Raw genomic sequence first — 20,687 nt, 5'->3', positions numbered from 1 at the left:
AGGGTAATGAGTTTAGAAAGATGATGAGTTTAGAAGGGTTAGTAAAGAGACCTCAAAACCATCTAAACAACACTAAACCCCCTAAACTTTTTCTAAACCTCCTAAACTTTTTATAAACTAATAACCCTCAATAACCCTCCTAAACTTTAAAATATATGTCACATCAAAGTAAAGAATTCGGAATATCCAGTTGGGCTGTCGAAAATCGTGTTACGGTATACATCTTGACTTTATTGATTGTAATTACAGGAGTCATTGCCTATGTTACGATGCCTCGCGAGGATTTTCCGGAAATCATAGAAAACAAAGTTTACATTTCATCTGTTTTCCCGGGGAACTCAGCCGAGGATGTAGAGAAGTTAATCATCAAACCTCTTGAAAAGGAAATCAAGAACATTAGTGGAGTAGATAAAATTACGTCTAGCTCTTTCCAAGATTATGGAATGATTATCGTCGAGTTTGAAGATAAAGTTACCATCTTGGATGCCAAAACCAAAATTAAGGACAAAGTAGATATCGTAAAAGCAGATACCGATTGGCCAAACCTTGACAATGGTAGTAAAGTGGAACCAAGTGTATTTGAATTGAACATTTCGGAAGAAGTGCCAATTCTGAACATCAATCTGCAAGGAAACTACACGACCCAACAACTTAAAAAATACGGAGAGTTGCTTCAAGACGATATTGAGGAAATTCCTGAAGTAAAAAAAGTAGACATTCTGGGTGTGGATGATAAAGAAGTGGAGATTGCCGTTGATATTTTCAAAATGACGGCTGCCCAAGTCTCTTTCGATGACATTCAAAATGCTGTCAAATATGAAAATATGACGCTTTCTGGAGGGAATCTAATTTCACAAGGCTCCCGAAACAATATCCGAATTGTGGGTGAAATCAAAGACCCGAAAGAACTGGAAAACATCATTGTAAAACACAATGGGGGAACTGTTTACCTGAAAGACATTGCTGTTGTAAAGTTTAAAGAAAAAGAGAAAACGACCTATGCCCGTGAGAAAGGAAATGAAGTCGTGATGTTGAACGTAAAGAAACGTTCGAATCAAAATATGATTTCGGCTATTGAACAGGTTAAGGAAAAAATTAAGGAAGCTCAAGCATCGTATTTGCCGTCCAATTTAAAAATTGAATTAACAAACGACCAATCTTCACGTGTTGAACACCAAGTGGACGAATTGTCAAACCACATCATCTTCGGAATTGTGTTGGTAATGATTGTGTTGATGTTTACTATGGGGCTCCGAAACTCTTTGTTTGTGGGAGCTGCCATTCCATTATCCATGTTAATGGCGTTTAGTATACTATCGGCATTTGGGCTGACCTTGAATACTATGGTACTTTTCGGATTGGTTATGGGACTGGGAATGTTGGTGGACGATGGTATTGTGGTGGTGGACAACGTATTTGCCAATATGAAAAAAGGAATGCCTCGTATTCAGGCTTCAAAAATAGGTATTGGTGAAATCGCCTGGCCCGTTATCGCTTCAACGGCAACTACGTTAATGGCATTTTTACCTTTCGCACTGTGGCCTGGAACAATGGGTAAATTTATGAAGTATTTCCCAATGACATTAACTGTTACACTATCGGCTTCGCTATTTGTTGCAATGGTTGTCAATGCAGCTATGACGGGTGGGTCGATGGAAATTGAAGACAAAAATGTGACCAAAAAATCAGCAAAAATATACTCTATCATTTTTACGATTATAGCGGTTATTTTTGTTCTTCTGGGGAATATTTATGATTCTAAATTAGCAAGAGCCATTGGGCATTTGGCAATACTCTCTTTTGTATTTATGTGGTTGTACAAATTAAGATTGTACCAATGGACGCAAGATTTCCAACACAGTTTTTTCCCTAGAATGGAAGATAAATACAAAACATTTTTGGCAAAGATTCTAACCAGAAGAAGAGCTTGGTATGCCCTAATCGGAATTATAGGAATGCTATTTTTCTCTTTCATCCTTTTGGGAATATTTCCTAGAAAAGTATTGTTCTTCCCGGATAACATCCCGAATCAGGTAATCGCCTACATCGAATACCCGCAAGGAACCGATATTACTAAAACCAATAAGGCCACTCTATTTGTGGAGAAACAGGTTATTTCTATTTTAAACAAATACATAGATCCAAAAACTCATAAAAACTTCTTAGCCGAATCTATCGTGTCTCAAGTAGGTGTTGGTGCCGGTAATCCAAACGTAGATGCAGGATCGGCTTCCGAAACTCCTTTCAAAGGAAAAGTGACGGTGAATTTCTCCGAGTTTAAATTCAGAAGGGGAATCAATACCGCCGATATTCTGGAAGAAATCAGAGGTAAAGTAAAAGGAATTGCCGGAGCTACCGTAACGGTCGAAAAAGATGCCAATGGGCCACCGGCCGGTTATCCAATCAGTATTGAGCTGACAGGGATTGATTATGACGAAATGCTGAAAGAAGCTGACAAAATGATTGCCTTTATCAATTCCAAAAACATTCCTGGAATAGAACGTTTGAGCATTGATGTCAACAAAGAAAGTCCGGAACTTGAGGTAAAAGTGGATCGTGTAAGTGCAGGAAGCTTGGGTGTTTCAACTGGACAATTGGGATTCAATTTACGTCGTTCCGTATATGGGCAGGAAATCTCGACCTACAAAGAAGGTGATGACGATTACAACATCACCATGCGTATGCAGGATGACCAACGCAAAAACGAAAACATATTGTTCAATCAGTCCTTGACATTCCGTAACCAGAACAATGGGCAAATGATGCAAGTGCCTATTTCTGCCGTTTCCGAAACAGAGAAAACGACCACTTATAACCAAATCAAAAGGAAAAACCAAAAACGTATTATGACGGTTTATTCCAATGTTTTGACTGGTTACAATGCCGATGAAATTACCAAACAAATTGCAGCCGATTTAAAAGGCTATCAATTACCAAAAACGGTTACCTATTCCTTCTCGGGAGTACAAGAAGAACAAGGCAAAAACCAAAGTTTCCTCTTCTATGCACTGTTTTTGGCTTTGTCCGGAATCACCATTATCATCGTGTTGCAGTTTAATTCGGTTTCCAAAACAATGGTTATCCTATTTACGGTACTACTCAGTTTCAGCGGAGTGTTTTACGGTTATGTGATTGCCAATATGGATTTCGTTATCCTGATGACTATGATGGGAATCATTTCACTGGCGGGTATTGTGGTGAAGAACGGAATCGTATTAATGGATTTCTTTGTTTTATTATTGGACAAAAAAGTAGCCGACAACCATCTCGAAAGCCACGACGACCTGACCATAGAAGAAATTAAGGAAGTAATCATCGAATCCGGTAAATCAAGGTTGCGTCCGGTATTGCTAACCGCTCTGACCGCTGTATTGGGATTGATTCCACTAGCCATTGGACTGAATTTTGACTTCTTCTCATTAATAACCGACTTAAATCCGCACATTTTCATGGGAGGAGACAACGTCGTTTTCTGGGGACCATTGGCATGGACAATCATTTTTGGATTGACTTACGCAACGGTATTAACTTTGGTAATGGTTCCTGTAATGTTCTATTTGGTGAAAAGAATGAAATATTGGTTAAGGGATAGAAGAAAATCCTAAGCTACCGAAATATAGATTTTTAAGCTTTATAAAAAACCACCTGAAAATTGTTTTAGGTGGTTTTTTGGTTTTTTTTACAGGAACAGCAGGAATTCATATGTCCCGATAAAGCCTAACGTTTCGCTCCTTATAATTATTTGTAATTTTCAGGTTTTGTGTTTTACCTTTGCCGAACTTATAAAAGGAACAATCCAATAAAGTTAAAGGCCCCGAATTCAATATGAAAAGAGAACATTATATCCCATTTGATAAGGAATTCTTACTCGAAGAACAGCTGGCGGAATATGCAGGAGACGAAAAACAGGTTGAGGATTTCAAAAAACTTTTCGATATCATTGAACATTATTACCATTACGAGGCATTTAACCTAATCCGTAATTTGAAACAGAATTACGCCTTTTTCGATCCAGATATGCATCCAAAAGAACGAGAAGCATTTAGGGGTAAAAGTGACTTTGCCTTTTTCAAAGAAACATTGTTTAAGGTACTCGATCGGGGTAATTATAAAAGGGTGGATCAGGAAACTTTGGATTATGCTTTCCAAGATTCGGATTTAATAGGCTTAAAACTTGCCATTGACTTGCATGCCTATAAAGAATATGGACTATTTGTTCGTGGTCACCATACAGCAAAAGAAAAAGTCTCCAAATTCTTTTTTTGGAAGAAAGAAATCGAAATCGAATACTATGATCGTGTGATGATTTACCTCAAATATCACGATGGGGATTATTATAAGAAAAAGAAAAAACGTTTGGACAAAATGCCAATTGACCCTGGCTCGGTCGTGCTGAAAATCTTCAAACGCGTTCCCAAAAACGACTTAGAAACGATTTTCCCGAACGCCGTCCCGATGATGTCCACAACCGACAAACTATTATTATGGGTTCCAGGACTTGTGGGGGGTATTTCGCTATTGAGTGCCAAAGTAATCCCGGCACTGATTAAAATGCAGGCGGCCTACCAATCTGGCGAAACCATCGATTTGTTGAACAGTAAAACATCCTTAAACCAAGGCTTGATTGCCCTTGGCATATTGGGTGCGTACTTGTTCCGACAATACAACAACTTTGTGAACAAGAAAATAAAGTATTCGAAAATGCTTTCGGACAGTCTTTATTTTAAAAATCTGGGTAATAACAGTGGTGCGTTTTATTCTTTGCTAAACTCTTCGGAAGAAGAAGTGCTTAAGGAAACCATCTTGGCCTACTCCTTTTTGAATAGAAGCGAAACTCCTCTGACGGAGGAAGAACTGGATCATCAAATTGAATCTTGGTTCAAAACAAAGCAAAATACCAATCTCGATTTTGACGTAAAAGATGCTTTGCAAAAATTAAAAAACACAGGACTTGGATTGGAAATCAATGGCAGATGGTCCGTTATTCCTTTGGATAAGGCTCTGATAAGAATTGACGAGATATGGGATGGAGTTTTTGACTACAATCAATTGGTTACGAATTAAGTCGTTTATTAAAAACATAAAAAAGGAGAAAATCAAATGATTCTCTCCTTTTCCAAAATAAGCCATAACTTGCTACTCCGCAGTAACCGGGTCGATAATTTCCGAAACAAGACTTATTTTATTGGCTGGAAACCCACCTTTCTCGGCGTGTTCCTTAATCATTTCTGCATTTGGGGCAATATAAACACAATAAATTTTGTCATCAGTCACATAACTGTGCTTCCACTGTATTTCTGGCCCCATTTTTCTCAAGACATCGCAAGACGTATTCGAAATGTCCTTTAATTGTTCTGGCGTTAAATTCCCTGCATTAGGAATTTCTCTTTCAATAACATACTTTGGCATACTAATCAGATTAAAAAATTAGAGTAAAATAATTACAGAAAATCTCTTTTACTTCCGCTTTGGCAAATTGAAAGGCAATGAAAGAGATTTATGCAGAAAGGGGGCGCTATATACAATTGCTTTTTAAATTCGATAAAACTTAAAAGCACTGGAACAGTCAAAATCGGCTAATACAGTAACCTATAAAAGCCGATTTCTTGGCAAACGCAAACTTTATAATTTAGAGCACTGACAAATAGATATTTAAAAAAAATGATTCTCTACTTCACTCTAAACCATACGTTGAATTTCTTTAATAAAGGTACAATAAATTCAATTAAATAAATTTGAACTTAACAAAGTTATAACACTGAAAAACAATAAAAAAAGGAGAAATTCAATAGTGACTTTCTCCTTTTCTTAAATTAACTATGTATTGCTACTCGTTTGAAGTTGCAAAAGCATCTTGTCTCCAGTTTTTAACTTTTTCAACTTTGTTATTGGAGAAATCTACTTCGCTAAGACTACTTTTTCCATCAATTTGAGACCAGAAAAACCATTTGCCTGTTTTTACGCCAGCAACATATTCTCCTGAGGAAATTTTATCACCGGATTCATTATAAGCAACCCAGATTCCTTCCAATTTACCATTTTCAAAATAGCCTTCTTGTTGCACTTGCCCATTTTCATAAAAATAGGTTGCTTTGATTTTTTTGCCAAATGGCTCCAAAACGGGTTTCGCATCTTGTGCAAAGATAACCCCTGAGAATAATACCGCTACTAAAATTACAAGCTTTTTCATATCGTTAGTTTTTAATTGTTTACATCTTATGTATCAAAATTAGAAACAAAATTTACATTAAAAAAACATTTTGGTAACAATTTCGTAACACAGACGAAAGCTTAACATTGGAAATCAAAAACAAGGAAATTTCTTTCCAAAAAGCAATTGTTTTAAGCAAAAAACCAATTTTTATAAAATAATAAGAACACCGAATCTAAAACCAACAGAGTTCAAATATTAATTTGAAGCAGAAAGATTTGGTTTTTTCAGTCGGCATCAGTCCCGCTATTCACTTCAATCTTGTGAGCCGAACTCCGGCTCACAAGGATTTTCGCTTCTATCGGGGCTAAAAATTGGCCTTTTTCATTTTTATAATTATCCCCAAAAAAGATAAAATGCAAAAAATCGACTTTCGCAATCTAAAATTCATAAGTTAATCCTAAATTTGCACTCGCGCTAAAAAGAGCAAAAACTAAAATTTATATCATGTACAGAAGTCATAATTGTGGCGAATTGAACGCCTCACATATCAATACAGAAGTTACACTTGCCGGTTGGGTTCAAAAATCTAGAGATAAAGGATTTATGAATTGGATAGATTTACGCGACCGTTATGGAATTACACAATTGATTTTTGACGAAAGCCGTTCTATAAAAGAAGTTTTTGAAGCTGCCAAAACATTAGGCCGCGAATATGTGATTCAGGTAAAAGGAACTGTTATTGAGCGTGAAGCCAAAAACAAAAACATTCCTACCGGTGAAATCGAAATTTTAGTAACTGAGCTAAACATATTAAACGCAGCATTGACTCCTCCGTTTACTATCGAAGATGAAACTGATGGTGGTGAAGACATCCGAATGAAATACCGCTACTTGGACATTCGAAGAAATCCGGTAAAAAACAGTTTACTTTTCCGTCACAAAGTGGCAATGGAAGTGCGTAAATATCTTTCGGACTTGGATTTCTGTGAAGTGGAAACTCCTTACTTAATCAAATCAACTCCAGAAGGGGCAAGAGATTTTGTCGTTCCATCCCGTATGAATGAAGGACAATTCTATGCGTTGCCACAATCCCCACAAACTTTCAAGCAATTATTGATGGTGGGCGGAATGGACAAGTATTTTCAAATCGTGAAATGTTTCCGTGACGAGGATTTGCGCGCAGACAGACAACCTGAATTTACACAAATAGACTGCGAAATGGCATTTGTGGAGCAAGAAGATATTTTGAATGTATTTGAAGGCTTGACACGTCATTTGCTAAAAGAAATAAAAGGCATCGAAGTAGAGAAATTTCCAAGAATGACCTACGAACATGCCATGAAAACATACGGAAATGACAAACCGGACATCCGTTTCGGAATGGAATTTGGTGAATTGAACGAATATGCAAAACACAAAGATTTCCCAGTTTTCAACGCAGCCGAATTGGTTGTAGGAATTGCAGTTCCAGGAGCAGGAAATTACACCCGCAAAGAAATTGATGCCTTGATTGACTGGGTAAAACGTCCACAAGTAGGCGCCAGCGGAATGGTATATGCAAAATGCAATGAAGATGGAACTTTCAAATCATCTGTAGATAAATTCTACGATCAGGAAGATTTGACCAATTGGGCAAAAACTACAGGAGCAAAACCTGGTGATATGATTTTTGTACTTTCTGGACCAGCCGATAAAACAAGAGCACAACTAAGTGCCTTGCGTATGGAATTGGCCACTCGTTTGGGATTAAGAAATCCAGCCGAATTCGCACCACTTTGGGTTGTCGATTTCCCATTATTGGAATTTGATGAAGAAAGCGGTCGCTACCATGCAATGCACCATCCATTTACTTCTCCAAAACCAGAAGACATGCACTTATTGGAAACCAATCCCGGAAAAGTCCGTGCCAATGCCTATGATATGGTTTTGAACGGAAATGAAATTGGTGGAGGTTCTATTCGTATTCACGATAAGGCGACACAACAATTAATGTTTAAATATTTAGGCTTTACAGAAGAAGAAGCGAAAGCTCAATTTGGTTTCTTGATGGATGCCTTCCAATTTGGAGCACCTCCACACGGTGGTTTGGCTTTTGGATTGGATCGTTTAGTCGCTATTTTAGGCGGACAGGAAACTATTCGTGATTTTATTGCTTTCCCAAAAAACAACTCAGGTAGAGACGTAATGATTGACGCTCCGTCTGTTATTGACGAATCACAATTAAAGGAATTACATATTAAATTAAATTTAACAAATTAGTTGAAAACGTTGAATATCAATAATTTTAGAAAAAAAATATTGTGAGAATGATTTTCGTATTATATTAAAGATTACATTTGCCTATTATAAATTATTATTACTATTACAATGCGTACAGGTACAGTTAAATTTTTCAATGAATCTAAAGGTTACGGATTCATTACAGACGAAGAAACAGGAAAAGACATTTTTGTTCATGCATCAGGAATCAACGCGGAAGAATTGCGCGAAGGTGACAGAGTAAGCTATGAAGAAGAAGAAGGAAGAAAAGGTAAAGTTGCTGCTAAAGTTGCAGTTCTTTAAGTAAAAAAAGGTAAACCCTTTTTTGCAAAAGCGTCTAAAAACGTTTCGATTAATTTCGAAACGTTTTTTTTTGGCTATACGCCAAAAATACAGTCAAAATAATCCTTATTTATAATCAATAAAAATTAGAATTTAATCTACTGCGAACTCTAACTTAATTAGATGCAAAACTTGTGTTTTAATAACACTAAAGCTATCTTTGTGCCTCATTTCAAAGCAAAATATAAATAATTATGCAATCCGAACAAATAAACTATATTCCTGTCTTTATGCAGCTTGTTTTAGCTGTAGGATTTGTTGTAAGTATGATCATAATATCAGGCAAACTTGGACCAAAAAGATCATCGGAAAATAAAGACAAAAACTTCGAATGCGGTATCGAATCAGTTGGAAATGCAAGAATTCCGTTTTCAGTAAAATATTTCTTAGTTGCCATTTTGTTTGTTCTTTTTGATGTCGAAGTAATATTTTTATACCCTTGGGCAGTGAATTTCAAAGAGTTAGGCATTGAAGGAATGATAAAAATGATTATCTTTATGATGCTTCTTTTGGTTGGTTTTTTCTATATCATCAAAAAGAAAGCTTTAGAGTGGGAATAAAATAATTTTAAATTATAAATGTTGAATTATAAATTAATTAAAACATTCAAAATTTAAAATTCAACATTCAAAATAAAAAAACAAAATGAGCGATTCAAAAATAAATATGGTAGCCCCTCCGGAAGGTGTTGTAGGTGAAGGATTCTTTGCTACAAAACTTAATGATGTTGTTGGATTAGCGCGTGCCAATTCGCTTTGGCCTTTACCTTTTGCAACCTCTTGTTGCGGAATCGAATTTATGGCAACAATGGCTTCGCATTATGATTTGGCCCGCTTTGGGTCTGAAAGAGTGAGTTTTTCACCACGTCAAGCAGACATGCTATTGGTTATGGGAACAATCTCAAAAAAAATGGCTCCAATTTTACGTCAAGTTTACGAACAAATGGCAGAACCTAGATGGGTAATTGCTGTTGGTGCTTGTGCCTCTTCTGGAGGAGTTTTCGACACTTACTCCGTTTTACAAGGAATTGACAAAGTAATACCAGTTGACGTTTACGTTCCTGGTTGCCCACCACGTCCGGAACAAATCGTAGATGGTGTTATGAAACTACAAGAACTAGTACGTAGCGAATCTGTAAGAAGAAGAAGTTCACCTGAGTACCAAGAATTATTGGCATCTTATAACATTCAATAAGAAAAATGGCTTTAGAGACAACAGAAATTCAAGAGAAGTTAATAGAAACTTTTGGTTCAAAGGTTTTAGCATTCAACCAAGATAGAGACATTTTTTCATTAGAAGCAGATTCAGACATCATTACAGCTGTTGTCCTTTTTTTAAAAAATGACCCTGCTTTGCGTTTTCATTTTTTGACTGATTTATGTGGCGTACATTACCCAGATAATGAAGAAAACAAACAATTTGCCGTGGTATATCATTTGCACAATTGGTACGAAAACAAACGCATCCGAATCAAATCTTTCATTAACGGGTCAAAACCGGAAATCAAAACTATTTCAAATATTTTTTTATGTGCAAATTGGATGGAAAGAGAAACCTATGATTTTTTTGGAATCAATTTCATCGGACATCCGCAGTTGAAACGCATTTTGAATATGGACGAAATGATTTCTTTCCCTATGCGTAAAGAGTTTCCGATGGAAGACAGCGGAAGAACAGATAAAGACGATAGGTATTTTGGAAGAACAACAATCAACCAATAGCTAAAAAATAAATATAATTTTTCACATTAGATAAATGTCAGAACTATTATTACCACCAGAGCATCGCTATGCTAAAATAATCAAAGAGAGACACAATGAAGATGGAAGCGAGCTTTCAATTCTGAATTTAGGTCCTACACATCCTGCTACGCACGGTATTTTTCAAAATATCCTTTTGATGGATGGTGAAAAAATTCTGGAAGCAGAACCAACAATTGGTTATATTCACAGAGCTTTCGAAAAAATTGCCGAAAATCGTCCTTTTTATCAAATCACTCCACTTACGGATAGAATGAACTATTGCTCCTCTCCTATCAACAATATGGGATGGTGGATGACACTTGAAAAACTTTTAGACATCAAAGTTCCCAAAAGAGTTGATTATTTAAGAGTTATTGTAATGGAATTGGCACGTATTACGGATCACTTGATTTGTAATTCAATTCTTGGAGTGGATACTGGAGCTTATACTGGTTTTCTATATGTATTTCAATTTAGAGAAAAAGTATACGAAATCTATGAAGAAATTTGCGGAGCACGTCTTACTACCAATATGGGAAGAATTGGAGGTTTTGAAAGAGACTGGTCTCCAGAAGCTTTCAGAAAACTAGATGTCTTTTTAAAAGAATTCCCTATTGCCTGGAAAGAATTTGAAAACCTATTCGAAAGAAATAGAATATTTATTGATAGAACGGTAAATGTAGGAGCAATATCTGCCGAAAAAGCCATGGCTTATGGATTTACAGGCCCAAATCTACGAGCAGCGGGTGTTGATTATGATGTTCGTGTAGCACAACCGTACAGTTCATATGAAGACTTTGACTTCATCGTTCCAGTTGGAAAATCGGGTGATACTTACGACCGTTTTTGTGTGAGAAATGCAGAAGTTTGGGAAAGTTTAAGCATTATCCGTCAAGCATTGGACAAAATGCCGGTAGGAAATGAATACCACGCCGAAGTTCCAGAATACTACCTTCCTCCTAAAGAAGATGTTTATCACAATATGGAATCTTTAATATACCATTTCAAAATTGTAATGGGCGAAGTTCCTGTTCCGGTTGCTGAAATTTACCATCCTGTAGAAGGTGGAAACGGAGAATTAGGATTTTATCTAGTGACAGATGGAAGTAGAACTCCTTATAGATTGCATTTCAGAAGACCTTGTTTTATTTATTATCAAGCTTATCCAGACATGATCAAAGGTTCAATGTTATCTGATGCCATTGTTATTTTATCAAGTTTAAATGTTATTGCTGGAGAATTAGACGCATAAATTATGGTACACACACATTACAAACAAGAAATAAACATGACTGAAGCATTGATGTCCCGCATCAATGAATTAATTAGTCATTATCCAGAAGATAAAAGAAAATCAGCTTTACTTCCCGTTTTACATGAAGTTCAAGATGCCCATAACAATTGGTTAAGCACTGAGCTACAAGATAAAGTTGCCGAAATTTTACACATCAAGCCAATTGAAGTGTATGAAGTAGTAACTTTTTATACCATGTACAACCAAAGGCCAATTGGTAAATACATGTTTGAATTTTGCCAGACTTCACCTTGTTGTTTGAATGGAGTTGAGGATTTGATGGATTACACCTGTGAGAAATTAGGAGTTCCAGTTGGCGAACCTACAGCAGACGGTCTTTTTGAAGTAAGAGGAGTTGAATGTTTAGGTGCTTGTGGTTATGCTCCGATGATGCAGTTGGGAGATTTTTACAAAGAACATTTGAACAAAGAAAAAATCGACCAGTTAATTGCCGATTGTAAAGACAATAAAATAATATTACACGATAAATAAGATGTCACAAAAAATATTATTAGATAAAATCAATATTCCCGGGATTAAAACCTATGAAGTGTATCGCCAAAATGGTGGTTATGCTTCGGTAGAAAAAGCTTTAAAAACCTTAACTCCAGACGAAGTTGTAGAAGAAGTAAAAACTTCTGGATTACGTGGTCGTGGTGGTGCTGGTTTCCCTGCCGGAATGAAGTGGAGTTTTATTGATAAAAAATCAGGAAAACCAAGACATTTGGTTTGTAATGCCGATGAGTCTGAACCTGGAACTTTCAAAGACCGTTATTTAATGGAATATATTCCTCACTTATTGATTGAGGGAATGATTACTTCCAGCTATGCATTGGGCGCCAACCTCTCGTACATCTACATTCGTGGAGAATACATGTGGGTTTTCAAAATATTGGAAAGAGCCATTGCCGAAGCAAAAGCAGCAGGGTTTTTAGGAAAAAACATACTAGGTTCTGGATATGATTTAGAATTACATGTTCATTGTGGTGCCGGAGCTTACATCTGTGGTGAAGAAACTGCTTTGATTGAATCATTGGAAGGAAAAAGAGGTAATCCTCGTATTAAACCGCCATTCCCCGCCGTTTCTGGGCTTTGGACAAATCCAACCGTCGTAAATAACGTAGAAACTATTGCCTCTGTACCATGGATTGTAAACAATTCTGGTGCGGATTATGCCAAAATTGGTATCGGAAGATCTACCGGAACCAAATTAATCTCTGCTTCAGGGCATATCAAAAACCCTGGCGTTTATGAAATTGAATTGGGACTAAGCGTTTATGAATTCATGAACTCTGACGAATATCTTGGCGGAATGAGTTCTGATCGTCCTTTAAAAGCCTTTGTTCCCGGAGGAAGTTCCGTTCCTGTTTTACCCGCACATTTAATTTACAAAACTGCGGCAGGCGAAGATCGTTTGATGTCCTACGAATCCTTAAGCGATGGTGGTTTTGCCACTGGGTCTATGTTGGGTTCAGGAGGATTTATCGTTTATAATGACACTTCTTGCATTGTTCGTAATACTTGGAATTTCTCTCGTTTTTATCACCATGAAAGCTGTGGCCAATGTACTCCTTGTAGAGAAGGTACAGGCTGGATGGAAAAAGTATTACACAGAATTGAAAACGGACACGGACGCGAAGAAGATATCGACTTGTTATTGAGTATTCAAAGCAAAATTGAAGGAAACACTATCTGTCCCCTTGGTGATGCAGCAGCTTGGCCAGTAGCCGCAGCGATTCGTCACTTTAGGGATGAGTTTGAATACCACATTCGTTTCCCGGAAAAAATAAAAAACAGAGACCATTTTGTTGCTGAACCTTTTGAAAAAGTAAAGCACCTAGTTTCTAAAGTAATAATATAGTGAAAAGTTAAAAAGTCAAAAGTTCGAAAGTTAGAAAGTCAATTACTACTTGACATTAAACATTAAATTTTAGACATTAAGACCTAAATAAATGAAAGTAACCATAGACGGTCAAGAAATTGAAGTAGAAGCAGGAACAACGATCTTGCAAGCTGCGCGCATGATAGGTGGAGAAGTTGTTCCGCCAGCAATGTGCTATTATTCTAAATTAAAAGGAAGCGGTGGAAAATGCCGTTGTTGTTTAGTGGATGTTACCAAAGGAAGTGATGCTGATCCAAGACCAATGCCAAAATTAATGGCATCTTGTGTAACAGGCTGTCAGGACGGAATGGAAATTGCCAGTAAAGCATCTCCAAGAGTAGAAGAGGCGAGAAAAGCAGTAACGGAATTTTTGTTAATCAATCACCCACTTGATTGTCCAATTTGTGACCAAGCTGGAGAATGTGATTTGCAAAACTTAAGTTTTGAGCACGGAAAATCTGAATCTCGTTTTATTGAAGAAAAAAGAACCTTTGAACCGGAAGACATTGGTCCACACATTCAATTGCATATGAATCGTTGCATTCTATGTCAAAGATGTGTACAAGTTGCCGATCAATTGACTGATGATCGTGTTCATGGAGTATTAGATCGTGGTGATCATGCTAACATCTCTACTTACATATCAAAAGCAATAGACAATGAATTTTCTGGAAACATGATTGATGTATGCCCTGTAGGTGCTTTGACTGACAAAACGTTTAGATTCAAATCTAGAGTTTGGTTTAATAAGCCTTATAATGCGCATAGAGAATGTACAACTCCAGGATGTTGCGGAAAAACAACCGTTTGGATGTTCGGAAACGAAATTCAGCGTGTTACAGGTCGTAAAGATGAATTTCACGAAGTAGAAGAATTCATCTGCAATACTTGTCGTTTTGATAAAAAAGAAGTTGCTGACTGGGTAATTGAAGGACCACGTAAATTTGAAAAAGATTCGGTTATCAATCAAAATAATTACACTCAAAAATTGGAAAAAGTAGAAATTGCTACAGAGAAAAACATCCTTTTGGGTAGAGACCAAGACAGAAAAAAAATAAGTATGGCTGCCAATCCATTGGACACTAACACTAAAAAATCTTAAGAAATGGAAAGTACATTTATTATAGAAAAAAGTGTTGTTATAGTAGTGGTTTTTGCCCTTACTATGTTGATGGCCATGTACTCTACATGGGCAGAACGTAAAGTAGCCGCTTGGCTTCAGGACAGAATTGGACCGAACAGAGCAGGACCATTAGGGTTATTCCAACCACTTGCTGATGGTTTAAAATTATTTTCGAAAGAAGAATTTTTTCCGAACACTCCCAATAAATTTTTATTCGTAGTAGGACCTGCCATAGCGATGAGTACGGCTTTAATGACCAGCGCCGTTATTCCTTGGGGCGATAAATTACACTTGTTTGGAAGAGATATATTATTGCAAGCTACCGATATCAACATTGCCATTTTGTATATTTTTGGAGTAGTTTCTCTAGGAGTTTATGGGATTATGATTGGGGGTTGGGCTTCTAACAACAAATTCTCATTGATGAGTTCTATTAGAGCTGCTTCGCAAATGGTTTCTTATGAAGTTGCGATGGGATTGTCCATAATCGCATTGATTATGATGACTGGAACCTTAAGCTTAAAAGAAATTTCACTGCAACAATCGGAATGGCACTGGAATGTGCTATATCAGCCGCTAACCTTTTTGATTTTCTTGATTTGTTCTTTTGCTGAATTAAACAGAACGCCTTTCGATTTAGCAGAATGTGAATCGGAATTAATTGGTGGATATCACACCGAATATTCTTCCATGAAAATGGGTTTTTATTTATTTGCTGAATATGCAAATATGTTTATATCCTCAACCATTTTGGCTGTATTATTCTTTGGAGGATACAATTATCCTGGAATGGGATGGGCAGTCGAGCACTGGGGTGTTAATGTTGCCAACGTAATAGGAATGGCTGTATTGTTTACTAAACTATGTGGGTTCATTTTCTTTATTATGTGGGTTCGTTGGACAATACCAAGATTTAGATATGATCAATTGATGCATTTGGGATGGAGAATTTTGATTCCGCTTGCTATTATCAATATTATGATAACTGGAGTTGTGCTTTTGAGAAGTGAAATCGCTGTTTATTTCGGATTTTAATAAAACCAAATCCCTTAGTTAATGGTACTAGCCCTGATAGAAGCGGCATCCTTTTATTTTTTTCTTTAAAAAATAAAAGATACAGCGGATAGCAGGATTAGCTACAAATAAAAAATATAAAATGTCAATAGAAACTATATCCTTATCGGGAAGAAAAAAAATGGTCTCCAATAAAGAGATGACTTTTTTGGAACGCATGTATCTGATTGCGATTGTAAAAGGTTTGATCATTACGCTGAAGCATTTATTCAGAAAAAAAGCAACGATTCAATATCCTGAACAAGTTCGTGAAATGAGTCCTGTGTACCGTGGACAGCACATGTTGAAACGCGATGAACAAGGTAGAGAAAACTGTACTGCTTGTGGTTTATGTGCTTTGTCTTGCCCTGCTGAGGCCATTACAATGAAAGCGGGTGAGCGCAAAGCAGACGAAATGCATTTGTACAGAGAGGAAAAATATGCTGAGATCTATGAAATTAATATGTTGAGATGTATTTTTTGCGGACTTTGTGAAGAAGCCTGTCCAAAAGATGCTATTTACTTGACTATCTCCAAAGAATTAGTTCCTTCTAGTTACGATAGAGAAGATTTCATTTTTGGAAAAGACAAACTGGTTATGCCACTAGAAATGGCGATGAAAAATACTCAACTTAAAAACGCTAACTAATGTCAACAGTACTTATTCTATTTTGCGTATTGTCTGCAATCACATTGCTAACAGCATTTTTAACTATTTTTAGCAGAAATCCAATACATAGTGCTATTTACTTAGTAATTTGTTTTTTCTCTATAGCTGGACATTATTTATTATTGAACGCTCAGTTTTTGGCCATTGTACACATTATTGTCTATTCTGGAGCAATTATGATTTTATTACTGTTTACCATAATGTTGATGAATCTTAATGAAGCTGATGAAGTTCATAAGCCTAGATTTACGCGATTGGGTGCTATTGTTTCCTTTTGTTTGGTTTGTTTGGTTTTGATCAAAATCTTTATCAATTCTAAACCAATTGTAGAATATGATTATACAGGCGAGGATTACCAATCAATAAAAGTACTCGGAAAAGCATTATTGAACGAATATATGGTGCCTTTTGAATTTGCTTCTATTCTGTTATTGGTAGCGATGATTGGAACTGTGTTATTGTCTAAAAAAGAAAAATTAGAAAAATAATGAACAATATTTTAACTCAAATTGGTATAGAGAACTATATCTTCCTGTGTGTAACACTTTTTTGTATTGGAATTTTTGGGGTTTTATACAGACGAAATGCAATCATTGTGTTTATGTCTATTGAAATTATGTTGAATGCTGTCAACTTATTGTTTGTGGCTTTCTCAACTTACCACCAAGACGCACAAGGACAAGTATTCGTATTTTTCTCCATGGCAGTAGCAGCGGCAGAAGTTGCGGTAGGACTGGCCATATTAGTTTCGATATTTAGAAATATTGGATCAATTAGCATCGATAATTTAAAAAACTTAAAAGGATAAATGGCAATGGATACCAATTTAGCTTTAGTCTTACTATTAACTCCTTTTTTAGGATTTTTAATTAATGTTTTCTTCGGGAAAAGTTTAGGAAAATCTGTTTCTGGAATCGTCGGAACACTTTCGGTAGTGATTTCTTTTATTGTAACAGTTTCCTTTTTTCTACAAATCAATCAAACCAAACAAGCTATAACAATTCAATTATTTGATTGGATTCAAATTAGTAATTTCAATGTTAGTTTTGGTTTTTTACTGGATCAATTATCTGTTTTATGGTTATTGTTTGTAACTGGAATTGGTTCGTTGATTCATTTATACTCCATCAGCTATATGCATGATGACGAAAAAATACATTCTTTCTTTGCATATTTGAATCTTTTTATCTTCTTCATGATTACCCTAGTAGTTGGAAGCAACTTATTGGTAATGTTCATTGGTTGGGAAGGTGTTGGACTTTGTTCATACTTGTTAATTGGATTTTGGTATAAAAACCAAGATTACAATGATGCTGCCAAAAAAGCTTTTATCATGAACCGTATAGGGGATTTAGGATTGTTAATTGGGATATTTATTTTAGGAGGTTTATTTTCTACATTGGATTTTGCATCATTGCAAACCGCTATCGCCGGAGCTCATAATGTTGATACACTTTGGTTAAGCATTGCCGCTTTAGCTTTGTTTATTGGAGCTTGCGGTAAATCCGCACAAATTCCTTTGTACACTTGGCTGCCTGATGCAATGGCTGGACCTACGCCTGTTTCGGCATTGATACATGCCGCTACAATGGTTACTGCGGGTATTTTTATGGTATCCAGAATGCATTTCTTATTCGACTTAACACCAGAAATACAGACTATTATTGCAGTAATTGGGGGCGTAACCTCATTTGTTGCCGCAACTATTGGTCTAGTTCAAAATGATATTAAAAAAGTACTTGCCTACTCTACTGTTTCTCAATTAGGGTTAATGTTTTTGGCTTTAGGTTTTGGTGCATATGAAGTGGCTATATTTCACGTAATCACTCACGCTTTCTTCAAAGCTTGTCTATTCCTTGGCTCAGGATCAGTAATTCACGGTTTACATGGGGAACAGGATATGCGCAAAATGGGTGGATTGAAAAAAGCGATGCCAATTACTTTTTGGACGATGCTTATTTCATCTTTAGCCATTTCTGGAGTTCCTTTGTTCTCAGGTTTCTTTTCTAAAGATGAAATCTTGATGACGGCATTTCATCACAACATTCCTCTTTGGGTTGTTGGCTCTATTGCTTCTATAATGACAGCTTTCTATATGTTCCGATTGATGTTCTTGACTTTCTTCAATGATTTTAGAGGAACTGAAGAACAAAAACACCATTTACACGAAAGTCCGGCTTTAATTACTTTTCCTTTGATCGTTTTGGCTATTTTGGCCACTATTGGAGGTGCGATTAGTTTACCGGGTAATAGTTGGTTGAATGAATATTTAGCCCCACTTTTTACGAAAGCAGCATCAGAAGAGCATGGATTGGGAACGACTGAATACATCTTAATGGCAATTGCTGTTGTTGGTGGATTGGTTGGAATTGGAATAGCTTACGCCAAATACATTAAACAAAATACAGTTCCAAATGAGGATGCTGAAATAACAGGATTCTCAAAAGTACTTTACAATAAATACTATGTCGATGAAATATATGATTCATTGTTTGTAGCTCCAGTAAACAGTTTATCAAAATTCTTTAGAGACTACGTTGAAACAGGCATTTCTTCTCTAGTTTTTGGATTAGGAAAAGTAACCAATGAACTTAGTTTTCAAGGTAAAAAATTACAGAATGGAAGTGTTGGTTTATACTTATTTGCTTTTGTTTTAGGCATGTGTGCCATTGTTTCATTTTTATTTCTAGCTCAATAATTATATACTATGAATGTATCTCTAATATTAATCATCCTTTTATTTGGCGCACTTGTAACTTATTTAGCTGGCGATAAACTGGCTTCAAAAGTGGCATTGTTTTTTGGATTAGCTGCAGCGGGTTGCTCTATTGTTTTGTTGAATCATTTTAATTTGGGTGAAAACATTAGCTATATCAGCCAATGGATTACATCACCTAAAGTTTCATTTGCATTAAAAGCAGATGGTTTGTCTTTGGCCATGGTTTTATTGACCACTGTCTTGACCTCAATTATAATCTTGTCTTCTTTTGGCAATGATTTCAAAAATTCAAAAGCTATTTATTCCCTTATACTGTTTATGTCGTTTGCAATGACAGGAACTTTCTTGGCTAGCGATGGACTTTTATATTACATCTTTTGGGAATTATCATTAATCCCAATTTACTTTATTGCTTTAATTTGGGGTAACGGAGACGCTGAAGAACGTAAAAAAGCAGTAGTTAAATTCTTTATCTATACTCTTGCTGGCTCATTATTCATGCTGGTTGCTTTTGTTTATATGTATCAAAAAGCGGGAAGCTTCCTGATTGAGGATTTATATAAATTAGACTTAACAGTAAATGAACAAAAATGGATTTTTACGGCATTCTTCTTGGCGTATGCGATTAAGATTCCTTTAATTCCTTTCCACACCTGGCAGGCCAATGTTTACCAAAAAGCGCCAACTCTTGGAACTATGCTTTTATCGGGTATTATGTTAAAAATGGGATTGTATAGTCTTATCCGTTGGCAATTACCTTTGACCCCGTTAGCAGCCAAAGAATACATGTATATATTCATTGGTGTAGGTATTGCCGGTGTTATTTACGGTTCAATAGTTGCATTGAGACAAAAAGATTTGAAAAAACTATTGGCTTATTCTTCCCTTGCTCACGTTGGATTAATTGCTGCCGGAACTTATGCTTTAAACCTTGATGGTTTTAGAGGAGCCGTTTTACAAATGATTGCTCACGGTTTTGTGGTAGTTGGTTTGTTTTTTGCCGCCGAAATCATTTATAGAAGATACGAAACAAGAATAATCTCAGAGATGGGTGGGATTCGTTCTCAATCTCCAAAATTCACTTCCATGTTTTTAATTTTGGTATTGGCTTCTGTGGCTTTGCCAACAACTTTTAACTTCATTGGAGAATTTACAGTATTATACAGTCTTTCTCAGATCAATATTTGGTTTGCTCTTTTAGGGGGAACAACAATTATTTTGGGAGCTTATTATATGTTGAAAATGTTCCAACATGTAATGCTTGGAGAAACTAACACTAAAGTTTTTGCCTATGTCACTTTCTCTGAAGGTTTGACAATGATAATTATTATTGCAGTTTTATTTTTCTTTGGATTATATCCAAAACCAATCAACGATTTGATAACACCAAGTCTAGAGGCTATTTTAAACACTATTAATAAATACAATTAAGTAAAAAAGCATAATATA

The 20,687-nt window shown here is 36.1% G+C and carries 19 protein-coding genes; 17 read left to right on the top strand and 2 right to left on the bottom strand.

Going from position 1 to position 20,687, the window contains the following annotated elements; all coding sequences use genetic code 11:
• Nucleotides 1-155: 155 nt before the first annotated feature.
• Nucleotides 156-3,605 (top strand): efflux RND transporter permease subunit, encoded by a 3,450-nt coding sequence (locus tag DOS84_RS07780; protein WP_111409564.1) that lies wholly within the window; start codon nucleotides 156-158, stop codon nucleotides 3,603-3,605.
• Nucleotides 3,606-3,825: 220 nt separating this feature from the next.
• Entirely contained in the window at nucleotides 3,826-5,064 is a 1,239-nt protein-coding gene (locus DOS84_RS07775; RefSeq protein ID WP_111409563.1) for a TMEM143 family protein, read from the top strand.
• Nucleotides 5,065-5,136: 72 nt separating this feature from the next.
• Here DOS84_RS07775 and DOS84_RS07770 read toward each other — a convergent pair whose 3' ends face one another.
• Together DOS84_RS07770 and DOS84_RS07765 are read right to left on the bottom strand one after the other, a co-directional pair.
• Nucleotides 5,137-5,409, bottom strand: a complete 273-nt coding sequence (locus DOS84_RS07770) for a DUF4242 domain-containing protein (protein WP_111409562.1) — start codon at nucleotides 5,407-5,409, stop codon at nucleotides 5,137-5,139.
• A gap of 418 nt (nucleotides 5,410-5,827) precedes the next feature.
• Nucleotides 5,828-6,190: a toxin-antitoxin system YwqK family antitoxin gene (locus DOS84_RS07765; RefSeq protein ID WP_111409561.1), complete on the bottom strand. Its 363-nt coding sequence runs from the start codon at nucleotides 6,188-6,190 to the stop codon at nucleotides 5,828-5,830.
• Nucleotides 6,191-6,658: 468 nt separating this feature from the next.
• Between DOS84_RS07765 and aspS the strand changes: the two genes are divergently transcribed.
• The 15 genes from aspS (at nucleotide 6,659) to DOS84_RS07690 (ending at nucleotide 20,669) form a co-directional block, all read left to right on the top strand.
• Nucleotides 6,659-8,413: an aspartate--tRNA ligase gene (gene aspS / locus DOS84_RS07760; RefSeq protein ID WP_111409560.1), complete on the top strand. Its 1,755-nt coding sequence runs from the start codon at nucleotides 6,659-6,661 to the stop codon at nucleotides 8,411-8,413.
• A gap of 108 nt (nucleotides 8,414-8,521) precedes the next feature.
• A complete protein-coding gene (locus DOS84_RS07755; RefSeq protein ID WP_077378011.1) occupies nucleotides 8,522-8,716 on the top strand; it encodes a cold-shock protein in 195 nt (64 codons plus the stop codon).
• A gap of 233 nt (nucleotides 8,717-8,949) precedes the next feature.
• The gene (locus DOS84_RS07750) at nucleotides 8,950-9,315 is read left to right on the top strand and encodes an NADH-quinone oxidoreductase subunit A (RefSeq protein WP_111409559.1); all 366 of its coding nucleotides are present in this window, start codon (nucleotides 8,950-8,952) and stop codon (nucleotides 9,313-9,315) included.
• 85 nt (nucleotides 9,316-9,400) lie between these two features.
• On the top strand, nucleotides 9,401-9,949 hold the full coding sequence (locus DOS84_RS07745) for an NADH-quinone oxidoreductase subunit B (RefSeq protein ID WP_111409558.1): 549 nt from the start codon (nucleotides 9,401-9,403) through the stop codon (nucleotides 9,947-9,949).
• A 5-nt stretch (nucleotides 9,950-9,954) separates the two neighbouring features.
• On the top strand, nucleotides 9,955-10,476 hold the full coding sequence (locus DOS84_RS07740) for an NADH-quinone oxidoreductase subunit C (RefSeq protein WP_111409557.1): 522 nt from the start codon (nucleotides 9,955-9,957) through the stop codon (nucleotides 10,474-10,476).
• Nucleotides 10,477-10,510: 34 nt separating this feature from the next.
• Nucleotides 10,511-11,749 (top strand): NADH-quinone oxidoreductase subunit D, encoded by a 1,239-nt coding sequence (locus DOS84_RS07735; protein ID WP_111409556.1) that lies wholly within the window; start codon nucleotides 10,511-10,513, stop codon nucleotides 11,747-11,749.
• A 3-nt stretch (nucleotides 11,750-11,752) separates the two neighbouring features.
• Nucleotides 11,753-12,283 (top strand): NADH-quinone oxidoreductase subunit NuoE family protein, encoded by a 531-nt coding sequence (locus tag DOS84_RS07730; RefSeq protein WP_111409555.1) that lies wholly within the window; start codon nucleotides 11,753-11,755, stop codon nucleotides 12,281-12,283.
• 1 nt (nucleotide 12,284) lies between these two features.
• Nucleotides 12,285-13,652: an NADH-quinone oxidoreductase subunit NuoF gene (nuoF, locus tag DOS84_RS07725; RefSeq protein ID WP_111409554.1), complete on the top strand. Its 1,368-nt coding sequence runs from the start codon at nucleotides 12,285-12,287 to the stop codon at nucleotides 13,650-13,652.
• A 91-nt stretch (nucleotides 13,653-13,743) separates the two neighbouring features.
• Nucleotides 13,744-14,775: an NADH-quinone oxidoreductase subunit G gene (locus tag DOS84_RS07720; protein ID WP_111409553.1), complete on the top strand. Its 1,032-nt coding sequence runs from the start codon at nucleotides 13,744-13,746 to the stop codon at nucleotides 14,773-14,775.
• 3 nt (nucleotides 14,776-14,778) lie between these two features.
• On the top strand, nucleotides 14,779-15,831 hold the full coding sequence (gene nuoH, locus DOS84_RS07715) for an NADH-quinone oxidoreductase subunit NuoH (protein ID WP_111409552.1): 1,053 nt from the start codon (nucleotides 14,779-14,781) through the stop codon (nucleotides 15,829-15,831).
• Between the two features lie 121 nt (nucleotides 15,832-15,952).
• A complete protein-coding gene (locus DOS84_RS07710; RefSeq protein WP_111409551.1) occupies nucleotides 15,953-16,498 on the top strand; it encodes a NuoI/complex I 23 kDa subunit family protein in 546 nt (181 codons plus the stop codon).
• Complete coding sequence (locus tag DOS84_RS07705) at nucleotides 16,498-17,007, top strand: NADH-quinone oxidoreductase subunit J family protein (protein ID WP_111409550.1); 510 nt, start codon at nucleotides 16,498-16,500, stop codon at nucleotides 17,005-17,007. Before DOS84_RS07710 ends, DOS84_RS07705 begins: the two co-directional genes overlap by 1 nt.
• Entirely contained in the window at nucleotides 17,007-17,327 is a 321-nt protein-coding gene (nuoK, locus tag DOS84_RS07700; RefSeq protein WP_077377981.1) for an NADH-quinone oxidoreductase subunit NuoK, read from the top strand. The genes DOS84_RS07705 and nuoK overlap by 1 nt, the downstream gene beginning before the upstream one ends.
• A gap of 6 nt (nucleotides 17,328-17,333) precedes the next feature.
• On the top strand, nucleotides 17,334-19,217 hold the full coding sequence (nuoL, locus tag DOS84_RS07695; protein WP_111409743.1) for an NADH-quinone oxidoreductase subunit L: 1,884 nt from the start codon (nucleotides 17,334-17,336) through the stop codon (nucleotides 19,215-19,217).
• Between the two features lie 9 nt (nucleotides 19,218-19,226).
• A complete protein-coding gene (locus DOS84_RS07690) occupies nucleotides 19,227-20,669 on the top strand; it encodes a complex I subunit 4 family protein (RefSeq protein WP_111409549.1) in 1,443 nt (480 codons plus the stop codon).
• Nucleotides 20,670-20,687 lie beyond the last annotated feature (18 nt).

It is taken from the genome of Flavobacterium aquariorum (assembly GCF_003254745.1).
In the GTDB taxonomy this organism is placed as follows: domain Bacteria; phylum Bacteroidota; class Bacteroidia; order Flavobacteriales; family Flavobacteriaceae; genus Flavobacterium; species Flavobacterium aquariorum.
Note: the sequence above shows the minus strand (reverse complement) of the source record. Positions and strands in the feature narration are given on the sequence as shown.

Bases quoted from the DNA above. Each gene is read 5' to 3' on its own strand.
- DOS84_RS07780 (WP_111409564.1), top strand. From the start codon at position 156: ATGTCACATCAAAGTAAAGAATTCGGAATATCCAGTTGGGCTGTCGAA.
- DOS84_RS07775 (WP_111409563.1), top strand. From the start codon at position 3,826: ATGAAAAGAGAACATTATATCCCATTTGATAAGGAATTCTTACTCGAA.
- DOS84_RS07770 (WP_111409562.1), bottom strand. From the start codon at position 5,409: ATGCCAAAGTATGTTATTGAAAGAGAAATTCCTAATGCAGGGAATTTA.
- DOS84_RS07765 (WP_111409561.1), bottom strand. From the start codon at position 6,190: ATGAAAAAGCTTGTAATTTTAGTAGCGGTATTATTCTCAGGGGTTATC.
- aspS (WP_111409560.1), top strand. From the start codon at position 6,659: ATGTACAGAAGTCATAATTGTGGCGAATTGAACGCCTCACATATCAAT.
- DOS84_RS07755 (WP_077378011.1), top strand. From the start codon at position 8,522: ATGCGTACAGGTACAGTTAAATTTTTCAATGAATCTAAAGGTTACGGA.
- DOS84_RS07750 (WP_111409559.1), top strand. From the start codon at position 8,950: ATGCAATCCGAACAAATAAACTATATTCCTGTCTTTATGCAGCTTGTT.
- DOS84_RS07745 (WP_111409558.1), top strand. From the start codon at position 9,401: ATGAGCGATTCAAAAATAAATATGGTAGCCCCTCCGGAAGGTGTTGTA.
- DOS84_RS07740 (WP_111409557.1), top strand. From the start codon at position 9,955: ATGGCTTTAGAGACAACAGAAATTCAAGAGAAGTTAATAGAAACTTTT.
- DOS84_RS07735 (WP_111409556.1), top strand. From the start codon at position 10,511: ATGTCAGAACTATTATTACCACCAGAGCATCGCTATGCTAAAATAATC.
- DOS84_RS07730 (WP_111409555.1), top strand. From the start codon at position 11,753: ATGGTACACACACATTACAAACAAGAAATAAACATGACTGAAGCATTG.
- nuoF (WP_111409554.1), top strand. From the start codon at position 12,285: ATGTCACAAAAAATATTATTAGATAAAATCAATATTCCCGGGATTAAA.
- DOS84_RS07720 (WP_111409553.1), top strand. From the start codon at position 13,744: ATGAAAGTAACCATAGACGGTCAAGAAATTGAAGTAGAAGCAGGAACA.
- nuoH (WP_111409552.1), top strand. From the start codon at position 14,779: ATGGAAAGTACATTTATTATAGAAAAAAGTGTTGTTATAGTAGTGGTT.
- DOS84_RS07710 (WP_111409551.1), top strand. From the start codon at position 15,953: ATGTCAATAGAAACTATATCCTTATCGGGAAGAAAAAAAATGGTCTCC.
- DOS84_RS07705 (WP_111409550.1), top strand. From the start codon at position 16,498: ATGTCAACAGTACTTATTCTATTTTGCGTATTGTCTGCAATCACATTG.
- nuoK (WP_077377981.1), top strand. From the start codon at position 17,007: ATGAACAATATTTTAACTCAAATTGGTATAGAGAACTATATCTTCCTG.
- nuoL (WP_111409743.1), top strand. From the start codon at position 17,334: ATGGATACCAATTTAGCTTTAGTCTTACTATTAACTCCTTTTTTAGGA.
- DOS84_RS07690 (WP_111409549.1), top strand. From the start codon at position 19,227: ATGAATGTATCTCTAATATTAATCATCCTTTTATTTGGCGCACTTGTA.